Origin of the sequence: Variovorax sp. EL159, assembly GCF_900100965.1 — a bacterium.
In the GTDB taxonomy this organism is placed as follows: domain Bacteria; phylum Pseudomonadota; class Gammaproteobacteria; order Burkholderiales; family Burkholderiaceae_C; genus Variovorax.
In genome coordinates this window covers 486,915-501,205 of the sequence record NZ_FMUJ01000004.1, presented here as the reverse complement: position 1 = coordinate 501,205, position 14,291 = coordinate 486,915, and the positions used below count along the sequence as shown (strand labels likewise).

Below are 14,291 nucleotides of genomic sequence, written 5' to 3'. Positions count from 1 at the left end.
CTCGCGGCGCAGTGAAGGTGGGCGAATGATGGTTCGCTTCCGCACCGCGAGGCTCGAATGCTTCGACCAGTCCTGACTTGTGGCGCCACGGGTATCTGCATTCGATACCTCCTGGTGCGAACCGCACCGGGAAGAGGGAGACGCGTCAGGCGCCGAGCAGGCCGCTCACGCGCTGGCGCAGCGATTCGGGCTGCACCTCGGCCGGCGGCACGGCATGGCCGACGTTCAGGCCCACGCGGCTGAAGAAGCCGCGGCGGAAGGGCTTGGCCATCGCGACCTGTTCGCCGCCGCGCAGCTCGATGCGGCTGAAGTACGAGCCCCACAGGTTGGTCAGCGCCATCGGGATCACCGGCGGCTCGATGCCCTCGGCGCGGGCGCTCTCCACGATCTTCATCACGCCGCCCTTGAAGGGCTGCAGCGCGCCGTCGCGGGTGATCGAGCCCTCGGGGAAGATCGCGAGCAGGTCGCCCTCGCGCAGCACGTCGAGTGCCTTGGCAAAGGCCGCTTCGTAGGCCGCCGGGTCTTCCTTCTGCGGCGCGATCGGGATCGCCTTGGCCAGCTTGAACAGCCAGCCCAGCACCGGCACCTTGAAGATGCGGTGGTCCATGATGAAGCGGATGGGGCGCGGGCTGGCCGCCATCAGCAGCACCGCGTCGATGAAGCTCACGTGGTTGCACACCAGCACGGCGGCGCCCTCGGTCGGGATGTGCTCGTCGCCCTTGATGTCGAAGCGGTAGACGAAGCGCGACAGCACCCAGGCCACGAAGCGCAGCATGTATTCGGGCACCAGCATGAAGATGTAGAACGCCACCACCGCGTTGGCGATGCCGGTGAACAAAAAGATCTGCGGAATGCTGAAGCCCGCGCCGAGCAGCGCGCCCGCCAGGATCGAGCTGCCGATCATGAACAGCGCATTGAGGATGTTGTTCGCCGCGATGATGCGCGCGCGGTGCGTGGGCTGGCTGCGCAATTGGATCAGCGCGTACATGGGCACGCTGTACAGGCCCGCGAACAGCGACAGCAGCGCCAGGTCGGCCATCACGCGCCAGTGGGCGCTCTGGTGCACGAAGGTGCCGATGCCCATCTCGGCCACCTTCGGCAGGCCGCGCGAGGCAAAGTACAGGTCGATCGCGAACACGCTCATGCCGATGGCGCCCAGCGGCACCAGGCCGATCTCGACCTGCCGGCGGCTGAGCGTCTCGCACAGCAACGAGCCGACGCCGATGCCCACCGAGAACACCACCAGCAGCAGCGACGCCACCTGCTCGTCGCCGTGCAGCACTTCCTTGGCGAAGCTGGGGAACTGGCTCAGGAACACCGCGCCGAAGAACCACATCCACGAAATGCCCAACAGCGAGCGGAACACCACGACGTTCTCGTGCGCCAGCTTCAGGTTGCGCCAGGTTTCGCTGAAGGGGTTCCAGTTGATGACCAGGCCGGGGTCGGTGGCCGGTGCCGGCGGAATCGCCTGTGCCACGCCGCGCCCCACCAGCGCCAGCAGCACGCAGGCCACCGCCACGCTCGTGTGGCCGATCTGCGGCACCGCCACCAGCAGGCCGCCCGCCACCTGCCCGAGCAGGATGGCGACGAAGGTGCCCATCTCGACCATGCCGTTGCCGCCCGTGAGCTCGCGCGCGTCGAGCACCTGCGGCAGGTAGGCGAACTTGACCGGCCCGAACAGCGTGGAGTGCAGCCCCATGAGGAACACGCAGCCCAGCAGGATCACCGCGTCGGCCCGCACGAAGCCCCAGGCCGCGAGCAGCATGATGACGATCTCGAGGTTCTTGACGAAGCGGATCATCTTCGTCTTGTCGAACTTGTCGGTGAGCTGGCCCGAGGTGGCCGAGAACAGCAGGAACGGCAGGATGAACAGCGCGCCGATCACCAGGCCCGCCATGGCCGGCGGCATCCAGCTCAGCTGCAGCTGGTAGGTCACCATGACGGTGAAGGCGAACTTGAAGAGGTTGTCGTTCGCCGCGCCCGAGAACTGGGTCCAGAAGAAGGGCGCGAAGCGCCGCTGCTTGAGGAGGGCGAACTGGTTGGCGTGGGCGTTCGCTTCGTGGACCACGGGGGTGGCTGCGGCAGCGGCGGGGGTTGTCATTCGAAGAATTCTCCTCAGGCCGCCATCGCGGCTGCGGCTGGATTGTGCCGCAGCGCCGCCTGCCAGCGCATCTCGAGCTTGTGCAGGGCCCACAAGACCGGCAGGCCCGCCAGCGCGGCCGTGATGTGCTTGAGCGTGTGGCCCGAAATCGTGTGCTGCGTGAACGCATAGATCTGGTGGTCGGTCAGCTCGAAGACCTTGGCCAGCACATAGAAGCCGATCACCCAGCCGAGTTTCAGGCCCACCCCGCCGCGCATCGGCGTGGACAGCGCCATCGTGACCACCAGCGCCATGCCGCCGAACTGCACCAGCGCCCAGGGCAGGACGTTGCCGGTTTCCTGGAACACCTCGGCCGCCAGCAGGCCGGCCGTCAGCACGAACCAGGCGACAGGCCAGCCGGCGCGCTGGCTGACGCGTTCGCACACCGCCACGCCCATCAGCCCCGCGAAGGCCACCGCCATGCCGGCGCGGTCGGCCGCGAGCCGGGGCGCGTCGGGCACGAGGTGATAGAAGGCCGAGCCGGCGGCGGTGGCGATCAGCCCTGCGAAGAACAGCCAGGCGCAGTCGAGCGAGTTGTCGGGCGGGTCGCTGGCGGGCGGCGCCAGCGGAAACACCGACAGCGCCTGCTGGTGCGAGCGGTCGATGCGGTTCAGCCGGTACAGGCCCCAGAAGCCGACCAGCACGAAGGGCAGGTTGCTCAGCACGTCCATGGCGTTGGGCAGGCCATGCCAGGCACGGTCGTCGGCGAACACCGAGGCGATGGCGACGTCGGCCGCCGGCAGGGCGGGGCCGAAGACGGCGATCAGCGTGAGCAGAGCGAAGGTGAAAAGCAGCCCGCGTTCGCGGCGGCTGAGGGAGGGCAGAAGCATGGCGTTCCTCGGTGGTGGGTGACGAGCGGCGGAATTTAGTGGCCGGCCTCCCCATGGGCATCGAAAATCGATACGAGGTACCAATTCACTCCTTTCGGTATCCGCTTTCGATACTCCCACGCGCCCGTGTACGCTTCAAACCATGAGCACCACCGTCGACCTCGTACTCGCCCTCAAGAACGAACTCAAAAGCGCCCGCATGACCTACGCCGATCTGGCCCGGTCGCTCGACATGGCCGAATCCAGCGTCAAGCGGATGCTGGCCAAGAGCGACATGCCGCTGTCGCGCGTCGATGCCATCTGCCGGGCGCTGAAGATCGATTTCGCCGAACTGGCCCGCCGCGTGGCCGACGCCCAGCCGCTGCTGAAGGAACTGACGCACGAGCAGGAAAAGGCCGTGGTCAAGGACAAGAAATTGCTGCTGGTGGCGATCAGCGTGCTGAGCCAGTGGACGCTGGAGCAGATCGTGGCGGCCTACCGGGTGAGCGAAGCCGAGTGCATCGGCTTCCTGGCGCAGCTGGACCGCATCGGCATCATCGAGCTGCGCCCGCTGAACCGGTATCGCCTGAAGCTAGCCAAGACCTTCCGCTGGCGGCCGCACGGGCCGGTGATGGAGTTCTTCCGCGAGAACGTGGTGCTCGACTACTACAACGGCGGCTTCGACGGCCCGGCCGAAGGGCTGCTGCTGGTGCACGGCCAGATCAGCCGCTCACTGGCGCCGGCTTTTCTCGAACGGCTGCAGCGCGTGGCGCAAGACTTTGCGCAGCAGCACCAGACCGACCAGAAGCTGGCCGCGAAGGACCGCGAGGGCTACACGCTGCTGCTGGGGATGCGCAATTGGGAGTTCGAGGCGTTCACCCGTCTGCGCCGGGCCTGACCCTCAGGCTTTTCAGGCCTTGGCTGCCTCCAGGGCGTCGCGCGTGGCCCGTGCGGCGTTCTTGGCCGCATCGGCGAAATCTTCGCCGGACGACGCGTAGCAGATCGCCCGCGACGAGTTCACGATGATCGGTGCATCGGCGCGCCAACCCGCGCGCACCGTGGCCACCGCATCGCCGCCCTGGGCGCCGACGCCCGGGATCAGCAGCGGCACCGTCGGCGCCAGCGCGCGCACGCGCTCGATCTCGGCCGGGTAGGTCGCGCCCACCACCAGCCCGAGCTGGCCGTTGAGGTTCCACGGCCCCTGCGCCAATCTGGCGACGTGCTCGTAGAGGAAGGGTTGGCCGTCGATGTCCGCCAGCCGCTGGCCCTGCAGGTCGGAGCCGCCGGGGTTGCTGGTGCGGCACAGCAGGAAGGCGCCCTTGCCTTCGTGCTTGAGGTACGGCGCCACCGAATCGAAACCCATGAAGGGCGACAGCGTCACCGCGTCGGCGCCGTAGCGTTCGAAGGCTTCGAGGGCGTACTGCTCGGCGGTGGAGCCGATGTCGCCGCGCTTCGCGTCGAGGATCACGGGCACGTGGGGCGCGTTGCGGCGCATGTGCTCCATCAGCTGTTCGAGCTGGGCTTCGGCGCGGTGGGCCGCGAAATAGGCGATCTGGGGCTTGAAGGCGATGACCAGGTCGGCCGTCGCATCGACGATGCGCGCGCAGAAGTCATAGATGCGGCTGGCGTCGTCCCTGTATCCCCCGGGGAACTTGGCGGGCTCCGGATCGAGCCCCACGCAGAGCAACGAGCTGTTTTTTTGCTGTGCAGCGGCCAGCTTGTCGAGGAAAGTCATGGGCCGTGATTTTAGGCGGCCGCTCCCGGACCTCAACCGGGGGTTGGCGTGTGCTGCTCGGCCGCGAGGCAAAGGTCGGCCCACGCGCGGGCCTTGTCGGCGGGGTTGCGCAGCAGATAGGCCGGGTGATACGTCGCCACCACCGCCGCGCCACCAGCCGATGCCAGCGGCACGACGCGGCCGCGCAGCTTGCCGAGCGGGTCGCCGCTTTGCATGAGGCTCTGGGCGGCCAGGGGGCCCATGGCCAGTACGACGCGGGGGGCGAGCACCGCTGCGTGTTCGTCGAAAGCCTCGGCCATCGGGCGCGGGCTGTCGGGCTGGCCGGCGGCCACGCCGCGATGGGTGCGCACCAGGTGCACCGGCGTCTTGCCGTCGTGCAGCTTGAGGGCACGCAGCATGTTGTCGAGCAGCTTGCCGGCATCGCCCGCGAAGGGCTCGCCGTGGCGGCCGTCGGCTTCGGGCGGCATGTCGGCCACGACCAGCCAGCCGCCTTCCACCGATGCCAAGGGATCGGACGCTTCGCCGTACAGGCGGCGCGGGGTTTCGATGAGGACGGCGGCGCCATGGGTCGCGGGGGTGGCGGGTGCGGGGCGGGCGACCGGGGCGGGCGCGGCGGCAGGCCGTGCGGCCACAGGCGCGGGGGCCGGAGCTGGCGGCGCCTCGGCAACGAATCGCTCGCTCACGGGCGCCTGCTCTTCGACAGCCGCTACCGCTTCAATGGCAACAGGCGCCTCTTCGACCACCTCGGGCATCGGCCACCAGACCTTCACGCCCATCTCGTCGAGCATCGCGCGCTGGCGGGCGTCTAGCTTCAGTGTCTGCACCGCGCTCATCGCAAGGCTCCCCAGGCGGTGCCTGTTTCATTCAATCGGAGGCTCATGACGACCGCGTCTTCACGCTTGCCTTCATGCGCCGGGTAGTAGCCCTTGCGCACGCCGACGCTGCGAAAGCCCTGGCGCACGTAGATATCGAGCGCGCGCTGGTTGCTCTGGCGCACTTCGAGCCAGAGCCACTGCGCGCCCTCGCCGCGCGACCAGCCGGTCAGCGCTTCGAGCATGAGCGGCGCCCAGCCCTGGCGCTGGAAGGCCGGCGCCACGGTGATGTTGAGCAGGTGCACCTCGTCCACGCCCTTCATGGCGACGAAATAGCCGATGAGCGTTTCGCCCAGGCTGGTGACCGGCGTGTCCACGCCGGGGTTGGACACCGGCGCCAGCAGGCACTGGCAGTGGTAGCCGACGGCCATGGAATCGGTGAAGTTGGCGCGCGTCCACGGGTGGCTGTAGGCCGTCAGCTCGACCGCGCAGACAGCGTCGATTCGCTCGATGGTGAGCGGTTCGAGGCGGGCTTCGACGGGCTGGAGGACGGCGCTCATGCGTGGGTGGGTGGTACCAGGGCTGCTGCTGCGGTGGCGGCGGCCTTGATGGCCGCGCGCTCTTCGGTGGTTTGCGCCACTTTATCGCGAACGTACAGCGGCCAGGCCTGTGCGGCGGGCACGGTGCGCCCGGCCGCGAGCAGCGCGGGCGCCAGCCGCAGCATGGCGGTGGCGGTCGGCAGCACCTCGTGGCGGGCCGTGGCCGGCGCCAGGCGCGGGCCGTAGGCGGCAAAAGCGTTGCCGGCCAGCGCCCAGCCGGCGGGCACGTCGAGCGCCTCGGGCGACAGCAGCAGGGGCTCGTCGCCGCCGCCCAGCGGGCCGGCGGTGTCGAAGTCGTAGCGGGCGGCGTAGAGCTGGTCCATGCGGGCGTCGAGCACCGCCACCACCTGGCGCGCGCCGAAGGCATGGCGGGCCTCTTCGGCCACGGCGAGCAGGGTGTCGACCGGCAGCAGCGGCACGTTGGCACCGAAGGCCAGCCCCTGCGCCACCGAGCAGGCGGTGCGCAGGCCTGTGAACGAGCCGGGGCCACGGCCGAAGGCGATGGCGTCGAGGTCGGCCAGCGCCAGCCCGGCCTCGGCCATCAATTGCTGGATCAGCGGGAGCAGGGTGGTCGAGGCCTGCGCGCCGCCGGCGCCGCTGTGGGCCAGCAGCCGGTCACCATGGCGCACGGCCACCGACAGATGCTCGGTGCTGGTGTCGAAAGCCAGCAGCTTCAGGGTTTCAGACATGGACGTGACGCCCCGGGGCCGCACCGATGCCGGATGTGCGGGGAAAGAAGCGGGACGCAATAGGCATCCCCCGATTATCGAGGGCGCCCCACGCACCCGTCCCCAGGTCGGGCAATCACCCGCCGTGATCGCTGCGCAGGATCGTCAGCCCGGCCTTGCGCAGCGGCGCCAGCGCCTTGGCCGGCGCCTCGGGCGAGACCAGCAGGGTGGTCGCCGCCGTCACCGGGTTGACCACCCAGGCCGAGGCCACGCCGAGCTTTTCGGACGACGCCAGCACGACGGTTTCGGCGGCCGAGGCCATCAGCGCGCGCTTGATCTCGGCCTCTTCGAGGTCGCCCGTGGTCAGGCCGGCTTCGGCGTGCACGCCCGTGACGCCCATGAAGTAGGTGTCGGCGTGGATGCGCGCGATGGCGGCCATGGCCGCGGCGCCCACCGCCACCACCGAATGCTTGAAGAGCCGCCCGCCGATCAACACCACCTCGAGCTGCGTGTGCGCGGCCAGCTCGACCGCCACCGACGGGCTGTGCGTGACCACCGTGGCCTGCAGGGTGCGCGGCAGGTGGCGCGCCATCTGCACGGCGGTGGTGCCGCCATCGACGAACACCACCTGCCCCGGCCGCACCAGCCGCGCGGCGGCACGGCCGATGAGCACCTTCTCGTCCGACGCGAGCTGCTGGCGGCTCGCGAAGTCGGCGCCGGCCGGCGCCAGCGGCAGCGCACCGCCGTGCACGCGCTGCAGCAGGCCTTCGGCCGCCATCTCGCGCAGGTCGCGGCGGATGGTGTCTTCGGACAGGCCGAGCGCTTCGCTGAGCGACTTCGCGACGACATTGCCGTCGCGCTGCAGGGCCGAGAGGATGTGTTGCTTGCGCTGGCTGGTGAGCATGGCCCGATGGTATCGGCCTCTTTCGTTGATTGCACGAATTTTCTTGATGATGCACGAATTTGCACATATGCTCGCCACCCATGACCCTTCAAGACCGCGTCCGGGTGCACGAAGTCACCCTCCTTTCCGACAACTGGTTCGTGCTCAAGACCACCCGGCTGGACTGGTTGCGCAACGACGGCCAGTGGCAGCCCATGCACCGCGAGACCTACGACCGGGGCAACGGCGCCACGCTGCTGCCCTACAACCTTGCGCAGCGCACGGTGCTGCTGGTGCGGCAGTTCCGCTACCCGGTGTTCGTCAACGGGCATGACGACCTGCTGATCGAGGCCGCGGCCGGCCTGCTCGACAACGCGGCGCCCGAGGAGCGCATCCGCGCAGAGGTCGAGGAAGAGCTGGGCTACCGGCTCGGCACGGTCACGAAGATCTTCGAAAGCTTCATGAGCCCCGGCTCGGTGACCGAGAAGCTGCACTTCTTCGTCGCGCCCTACGAGCCCTCCATGCGCATCGGCAGCGGCGGCGGGCTGGCGGAAGAGGGCGAGGACATCGAGGTGCTCGAACTGCCCATCGACGAGGCGCTGGCCATGGTGGCCGACGGCCGCATCGTCGACGCCAAGACGGTGATGCTGCTGTACCACGCGAAGCTGCACGTTTTCCCGCCGGGATAATGGCCGGATGCGTTTTGCCACCCGCCTGATCCCTTCCTCCCTTTTCTTCATCTCGCTCGCCACGCTGGCCTCCGCCAGCGCCTTCGCCCAGCAGGCGTTGCCGCCCCAGGTCGAAGCGGCCCTGGCGCGCGCCAAGGTGCCGCGCGAGACGGTGACGATGCTCGTGGCCGAGGCCGACGGCTCGCGCCAGCCGCGCCTGGCCTGGCGCACGCAGGCGCCGGTGAACCCGGCGTCGATCATGAAGCTGGTCACCACCTACGCCGCGCTCGACATGCTGGGCGCGGCCTACAACTGGACCACGCCGGTCTACGTCGACGGCACGGTCAGCAACGGCGTGCTCAACGGCAACCTGTACATCAAGGGCCAGGGCGATCCGAAGCTGGTGCTGGAGCGCGTGTGGCTGCTGCTGCGCCACGTGCAGGGGCTGGGCATCACCACCGTGGGCGGCGACATCATCATCGACCGCAGCGCCTTCGAGAACACGGTCGAGGGCGACCCCGCCGCCTTCGACGGCGAGCCGCTGCGGCCCTACAACGCCTCGCCCGACGCGCTGCTGGTCAACTTCAAGTCGGTCAACATGACCTTCGTGCCCGACCGCGCCGGCCAGATCGCGCGCGTGAGCTACGAGCCGCCGCTGGCCAGCGTCGCCATGCCGTCCACCGTGGCGCTCACCCCCGGCGAATGCGGCGACTGGCGCACCGCGCTCAAGACCGACTTCAGCGACGTCAACCGCATCCGCTTCAACGGCAGCTTTCCGGCCGCCTGCGGCGAGAAGAGCTGGGCCGTGGCCTACGGCGATCCGCGCACCTACAGCCTGCGCGCCATCGGCGGCATGTGGGCCGAGATGGGCGGGCGCGTGGGCGGCCAGATGCGCGAAGGGCGCGTGCCGGCGGGGCTGAAGCCGGCCTTCGAGTTCGAGTCGCCGCCGCTGGCCGAGGTGGTCCGCGACATCAACAAGTACAGCAACAACGTGATGGCGCAGCAGCTGTTCCTCACGATCGGGCTCACGCAGAAGAACCGCGGCACCTTCGAGGCCTCGCGCACCGCGCTGGGCCAATGGTGGCGCGAGCGCATCGGCACCGGCGAGGCGCAGCCGGTGTTCGAGAACGGCTCGGGCCTGTCGCGCGACGAGCGCATCAGCGCGGCCGCCCTCGGCAAGATGCTGCAGGTGGCGTGGCGCTCGCCGGTGATGCCGGAGCTGATGTCCTCGTTGCCGGCCATGGGCGTGGACGGCACGCTCAAGAAGCGCACGCTGCGCTCGGGCGGCTCGGCCCACCTGAAGACCGGCACCCTGCGCGACGCCTCGGGCGTGGCCGGCTACGTGGACGGCACGAGCGGCCGGCGCTATGTGCTGGTGGCCATCGCCAATGGCGAGAACGCGGTGGCGGCGCGCGCCGCCTTCGACGCGCTGGTCGACTGGGCTTCGCAGGACAACTGAGGGCCAGCCGAGGGTCTGGCCGGCGGGCTGCGCCCGCCGAAACCACCGCGCTCGGCGCGGGCATGTACTGAAATCTTCTGCCGGTAAACGCCGCTTGCGCGCGGACATGGGGCTGCACAGAATCGGACGCTCGTTCTATTTAGTGCCGAACCAACGCAGGAGACATGCCTTGAAAAAGCAACAACGACAGCCTCATCCATCCGCCCTGCTGCGCAAGCCGGCGGCATTGGCCTCCCTCGCAGCCGCCGCGCTGCTGCTCACCGCCTGCGGCGGCGGTGGCGACGGCGGAGGCGGCTTCGGCTTTGGCGGCACGCCGCCCGTCGCCGACACCGGCCGGGGTTCGGTGGTGACCAACCCACCCCAGCAATCGGCCAAGCTGTCGTCCGACGATTTCAAGGCCAGCCTGCAGTCCAGCGACCAGGGCAAGGCGCTGCTGCAGGTGGCGGGCACGCCCAAGTGCGGCATCGACATGCGTTACCTCGAATACCGCACCATCGGCGCCAAGAACGAGGCCACCAACGCCACCGCCGCGATCATGGTGCCCACCGGCACCGACGTCGCCTGCAGCGGCGCGCGGCCGGTCGTGCTCTACGCGCATGGCACCACTGCGGCGAAAAACTACAACCTCGCCCAGTGGACCGACAGCACCCAGCCGGCCGCCGGCGAGGGCCTGCTGATCGCCGCCATGTTCGCGGCGCAGGGCTTCATCGTGGTGGCGCCCAACTACGCGGGCTACGACAAGTCGACGCTGCCCTACCACCCGTACCTGGACGGCGACCAGCAGGGCAAGGACATGGTCGATGCGCTGACGGCCGCGCGCAAGACCTTCTCGAACATCAACGCGACGGACGCGGGCTCGCTGTTCATCACCGGCTATTCGCAGGGCGGCTATGTCGCGATGGCGGCGCACCGCGAGATGCAGGCCACGGGCAAGGCGGTGACGGCCTCGGCGCCTCTGTCGGCGCCCTCGGCCATCAGCCTGCTGACCGACTACAGCTTCCTGGGCTGGCCGGCGCTGGGCAGCACGCTCTTCGTGCCGCTGCTCACGACCAGCTGGCAGCAGCAGTTCGGCAATGTCTACAAGGCCACCTCCGACGTGTACGAAGACCAGTACGCCCCCGGCATCGACACCCTGCTGCCGAGCCTGACGCCCGTCAATACGCTGTTCGCGACCGGCAAGCTGCCGCAGCTGGCGCTGTTCCCGGCCAATGCGAAGCCCGGCCCGGTGAACTCGCAGCTGTCGATCTTCTACGGCGCCAACAACCTGATCCGCCAGAGCTACCTGACCCTGACGGCGGGCGACATCCAGTCGAACGGCTGCTCGGGCAATGCGCTGCCCGCCACGTCGGCCTCATTGGCCTCGACCACGCCGCTGGATTGCAAGCCGACGGTGGGCTTCCGCCAGGCGGCGCTCGCCAACGACCTGCGCAACTGGGTGCCGACCCGGCCGATGCTGATGTGCGGTGGCGCCAACGACCCGACCGTGAACTTCGTGAGCACGCGCGCCACCACCGGCTACTTCCTTGCCAAGGGCATGCCGCCGGCGCTCCTGAGCGTGGTCGACCTGGAAGACAGCGCCGCGGTCGATGCCTACTCGAACGCGCGCGCCGGTTTTGCGCAGGCCAAGAGCCTGCTGGCGCAAAACACCTCGGGCAGCGCGTCCGACAAGGCGCAGGCCGTCACGCTGGCCTACCACGGCACGCTGGCGCCGCCGTTCTGCCTGGCGTCGGCCCGCGGTTTCTTCCAGGGCGTGCTGGCCGCCGGGGGCTGATCAGGCCGCCGAGGCGCGCTGGAGGCGGTCTTTCACGCCTTCCCACTCGGGGGTGTCGGGCGGGGTTTCGACCCAGATCAGCTTGACACCCTGCGCGTCGAATTCGCGCAGCACCGCAAACAGCTGCTGCGCGGCGGCGGCCGCGTCGTCGGGCATGCGCCGCTGCAGCACGCGCTGCGAGCGGCAACGGATCGCGGCGCGCGACCACACGGCCAGGTGCGCCGCGTTGGCGCCCAGCACATCGAGGCCGGCCTGGATGGCCTTGGCGTCCATCAGCCGCAGCTTGGCGTTGGGTGCGTAATGCGCTTCGAGCGTGCCCGAGGCGCGCGGGTCGGGGGTCTCGAGCACTTCGCGGTCGGCCAGCTTCTCGCCGCAGGCGGCCTCGATCTGCGCGCGCGTGATGAGGCCGGGGCGCAGCAGCACGGGCGCGCCGCGGCTGCAGTCGACGATGGTCGATTCGATGCCGACCTCGCAGGCGCCGCCGTCGATCACCAGCACCGCATCGCCGAATTCGTCGTGCACGTGCTGGGCAGTGGTGGGGCTCACGCGGCCGAAGCGGTTGGCGCTCGGCCCCGCGAGGCCGGGCACGCCCTGCTCGGCGCAAGCCTCCAGCAGCGCCTGCGCCACGGGGTGCGAGGGGCAGCGCAGGCCGATGGAGTCCTGCCCGCCGGCCGCCGCCGCGCCCACGCCGGGCTGGCGCGTGACGATCAGCGTCAGCGGGCCGGGCCAGAAGGCCTGCACCAGCTTCTGCGCGAACGGCGGCAGCGGCTGGGCAAAGCGCGACAGCGACTCGGTGCCCTTCATGCCGGCCGCCACGTGGACGATCAGCGGATGGTCGGCCGGCCGGCCCTTGGCCTTGAAGATGCCGGCCACGGCGGTGTCGCTGCTCGCGTCGGCGCCCAGGCCGTAGACGGTCTCGGTCGGGAACGCGACCAGCCCGCCCGCGCGCAGCACGCGCGCGGCTTCGGCAATGGCCTCGGGAGATCGGCCGTCGAGGATCATGGGAGCCCGGTCACGGCGACCGCCGGCAGGCCCAGCAGCACGGCGGCCTGCGTGGCCGTGGCGCGCACGCCTTCGAGCGTGGCGCCGGTCAGGGTCAGGTGGCCCATCTTGCGGCCGCGCCGGGGCTCCATCTTTCCGTACAGGTGCAGGTGCACGCCGGGCAGCGCGAGCACTTCGGCCCACGGCGGCGAGGCCGGCTTGTCGGCACCGGCCGGAAACCACAGGTCGCCCAGCAGGTTCAGCATGATCGCGGGGCTGTGCTGGCGCGGCGCGGCCAGCGGCAGGCCGGCGAGCGTGCGCACCTGCAGCTCGAACTGCGACACGTCGCAGGCTTCCATCGTGTAGTGGCCGCTGTTGTGCGGGCGCGGCGCCATTTCGTTCACCACCAGCGAGCCGTCGGCCAGCGCGAAGAACTCGACGCACAGCACGCCCACGTAGTTCAGGCCGTTGGCGATGCTCTTGGCGGAGTTGATCGCGCCCTGCGCCACGGTCTTGGGCATGTTCAGCGGGTGCACCTCGGTCACGGCGAGGATGCCGTCGCGGTGCAGGTTGCGCTGCGGCGGAAAGTGCACCAGTTGCCCGTCGCGGCCGCGCGCGAGGATCACCGAGCATTCGAATTCGAGCGGCAGCAGCTTTTCGAGCACGCAGGGCACGCAGCCCGTGGCCTGCCAGGCATCGACCAGCTCGGCGCGCGTGCTCACCCGCTGCTGGCCCTTGCCGTCGTAGCCCATTCGCGCGGTTTTCAGGATGCCGGGCAGCAGATGGTCTTCGACGGCGGCGAGCTGCGCCGCCGTTTCGATGGCGGCGTAGGGCGCGCAGGGCACGCCGCAGCGCGTGAAATGCGACTTTTCGGCGATGCGGTCCTGCGCAATGGCGATGGCCGAGGCACCGGGCGACACCGGCCGCGCCACCGCCAGGTGCTCCAGCGACGGCGCCGGCACGTTCTCGAACTCGGTCGTGACCGCGTCGGCCAGGCCGGCCAGGCGCGCCAGGCCGTCGACGTCGGCGTAGTCGGTGTGGATGTGGTTGTGGCTCACGCGGCCGGCGGGGCTGTCGGCATCGGGGTCGAGCACCACCGTGAAGTAGCCCATGCGCTGGGCCGCGTGGGCGAACATGCGCCCCAGCTGGCCGCCGCCGAGCACGCCGAGCGTGGCGCCCGGAAGAACGGGCAGGTCGCCGTTGCTCACAGGGCACCCCCGCCTTGCGGCGAGAAAGGGGACACGGCGGGCGCTTCGCCGGCCGGGGCCGGCGGCAGCGTCATGGCTTCGGCGGCCGCGGTCTGCGCCGTGCGGAAGGCGTCGAGCTTCGCGCGCAGCGCGGGGTTGTTCACCGCCAGCATCGACACCGCGAACAGCGCCGCATTGGCCGCGCCCGCGTTGCCGATGGCAAAGGTGGCCACCGGCACGCCCTTGGGCATCTGCACGATGCTGTAGAGCGAATCGACGCCCTGCAGGTGGCGGCTGGCCACCGGCACGCCGAGCACCGGCACCGTGGTTTTCGACGCCAGCATGCCCGGCAGGTGGGCCGCGCCGCCCGCCCCCGCGATGATCGCGGCAAGGCCGCGCCCGGCGGCGCTTTCGGCGTACGCAAAGAGCGCATCGGGCATCCGGTGGGCCGAGACCACCTTTGCTTCGTGGCTGATTCCGAATTGCTGGAGAATCTCGACCGCGTTGCGCATCGTCTCCCAATCGGAGCTCGAGCCCATCACTACACCGACCTGAATGGTTTCGTTCATGGTTTCAATT

Annotated in this window: 14 protein-coding genes; 4 read left to right on the top strand and 10 right to left on the bottom strand. The window is 69.8% G+C overall.

Going from position 1 to position 14,291, the window contains the following annotated elements; all coding sequences use genetic code 11:
* Window positions 1–145: 145 nt before the first annotated feature.
* Window positions 146–2,101: an MFS transporter gene (locus BLQ28_RS19455; protein WP_093242804.1), complete on the bottom strand. Its 1,956-nt coding sequence runs from the start codon at window positions 2,099–2,101 to the stop codon at window positions 146–148.
* A gap of 14 nt (window positions 2,102–2,115) precedes the next feature.
* On the bottom strand, window positions 2,116–2,970 hold the full coding sequence (locus BLQ28_RS19450) for a hypothetical protein (RefSeq protein WP_093242802.1): 855 nt from the start codon (window positions 2,968–2,970) through the stop codon (window positions 2,116–2,118).
* A gap of 142 nt (window positions 2,971–3,112) precedes the next feature.
* Between BLQ28_RS19450 and BLQ28_RS19445 the strand changes: the two genes are divergently transcribed.
* Window positions 3,113–3,847 carry a helix-turn-helix domain-containing protein gene (locus BLQ28_RS19445; protein WP_093242799.1) on the top strand — a complete coding sequence of 245 codons (735 nt, stop codon included), beginning with the start codon at window positions 3,113–3,115 and terminating at the stop codon, window positions 3,845–3,847.
* Window positions 3,848–3,859: 12 nt separating this feature from the next.
* Here BLQ28_RS19445 and pyrF read toward each other — a convergent pair whose 3' ends face one another.
* The 5 genes from pyrF to BLQ28_RS19420 form a co-directional block, all read right to left on the bottom strand.
* Window positions 3,860–4,684, bottom strand: coding sequence for an orotidine-5'-phosphate decarboxylase (gene pyrF, locus BLQ28_RS19440; protein ID WP_093242796.1), 825 nt, complete (start codon window positions 4,682–4,684; stop codon window positions 3,860–3,862).
* 32 nt (window positions 4,685–4,716) lie between these two features.
* On the bottom strand, window positions 4,717–5,517 hold the full coding sequence (locus tag BLQ28_RS19435; protein ID WP_093242794.1) for a uracil-DNA glycosylase family protein: 801 nt from the start codon (window positions 5,515–5,517) through the stop codon (window positions 4,717–4,719).
* A complete protein-coding gene (gene rimI, locus BLQ28_RS19430; protein ID WP_093242792.1) occupies window positions 5,514–6,056 on the bottom strand; it encodes a ribosomal protein S18-alanine N-acetyltransferase in 543 nt (180 codons plus the stop codon). Before rimI ends, BLQ28_RS19435 begins: the two co-directional genes overlap by 4 nt.
* Entirely contained in the window at window positions 6,053–6,784 is a 732-nt protein-coding gene (tsaB, locus tag BLQ28_RS19425) for a tRNA (adenosine(37)-N6)-threonylcarbamoyltransferase complex dimerization subunit type 1 TsaB (protein ID WP_176801165.1), read from the bottom strand. Before tsaB ends, rimI begins: the two co-directional genes overlap by 4 nt.
* A 115-nt stretch (window positions 6,785–6,899) precedes the next feature.
* Window positions 6,900–7,667, bottom strand: coding sequence for a DeoR/GlpR family DNA-binding transcription regulator (locus tag BLQ28_RS19420; protein WP_093242790.1), 768 nt, complete (start codon window positions 7,665–7,667; stop codon window positions 6,900–6,902).
* A gap of 80 nt (window positions 7,668–7,747) precedes the next feature.
* Here BLQ28_RS19420 and BLQ28_RS19415 point away from each other — a divergent pair, with 80 nt between their 5' ends.
* The 3 genes from BLQ28_RS19415 (at window position 7,748) to BLQ28_RS19405 (ending at window position 11,544) form a co-directional block, all read left to right on the top strand.
* Window positions 7,748–8,335, top strand: a complete 588-nt coding sequence (locus tag BLQ28_RS19415) for an NUDIX hydrolase (protein WP_093242788.1) — start codon at window positions 7,748–7,750, stop codon at window positions 8,333–8,335.
* A gap of 7 nt (window positions 8,336–8,342) precedes the next feature.
* Entirely contained in the window at window positions 8,343–9,773 is a 1,431-nt protein-coding gene (gene dacB, locus BLQ28_RS19410) for a D-alanyl-D-alanine carboxypeptidase/D-alanyl-D-alanine endopeptidase (RefSeq protein WP_093242786.1), read from the top strand.
* Between the two features lie 169 nt (window positions 9,774–9,942).
* Window positions 9,943–11,544: an alpha/beta hydrolase family protein gene (locus BLQ28_RS19405; protein WP_093242784.1), complete on the top strand. Its 1,602-nt coding sequence runs from the start codon at window positions 9,943–9,945 to the stop codon at window positions 11,542–11,544.
* On the opposite strand, the gene BLQ28_RS19400 is transcribed toward BLQ28_RS19405, so the two are convergent.
* Genes BLQ28_RS19400 through purE form a run of 3 tightly spaced genes read right to left on the bottom strand, consistent with a single transcriptional unit; the run spans window position 11,545 to window position 14,281 of the window.
* Complete coding sequence (locus BLQ28_RS19400) at window positions 11,545–12,546, bottom strand: L-threonylcarbamoyladenylate synthase (protein ID WP_093242782.1); 1,002 nt, start codon at window positions 12,544–12,546, stop codon at window positions 11,545–11,547.
* Window positions 12,543–13,733 (bottom strand): 5-(carboxyamino)imidazole ribonucleotide synthase, encoded by a 1,191-nt coding sequence (locus BLQ28_RS19395; protein WP_093242780.1) that lies wholly within the window; start codon window positions 13,731–13,733, stop codon window positions 12,543–12,545. The genes BLQ28_RS19400 and BLQ28_RS19395 overlap by 4 nt, the downstream gene beginning before the upstream one ends.
* Window positions 13,730–14,281 carry a 5-(carboxyamino)imidazole ribonucleotide mutase gene (gene purE, locus BLQ28_RS19390; protein WP_093242778.1) on the bottom strand — a complete coding sequence of 184 codons (552 nt, stop codon included), beginning with the start codon at window positions 14,279–14,281 and terminating at the stop codon, window positions 13,730–13,732. Before purE ends, BLQ28_RS19395 begins: the two co-directional genes overlap by 4 nt.
* Window positions 14,282–14,291 lie beyond the last annotated feature (10 nt).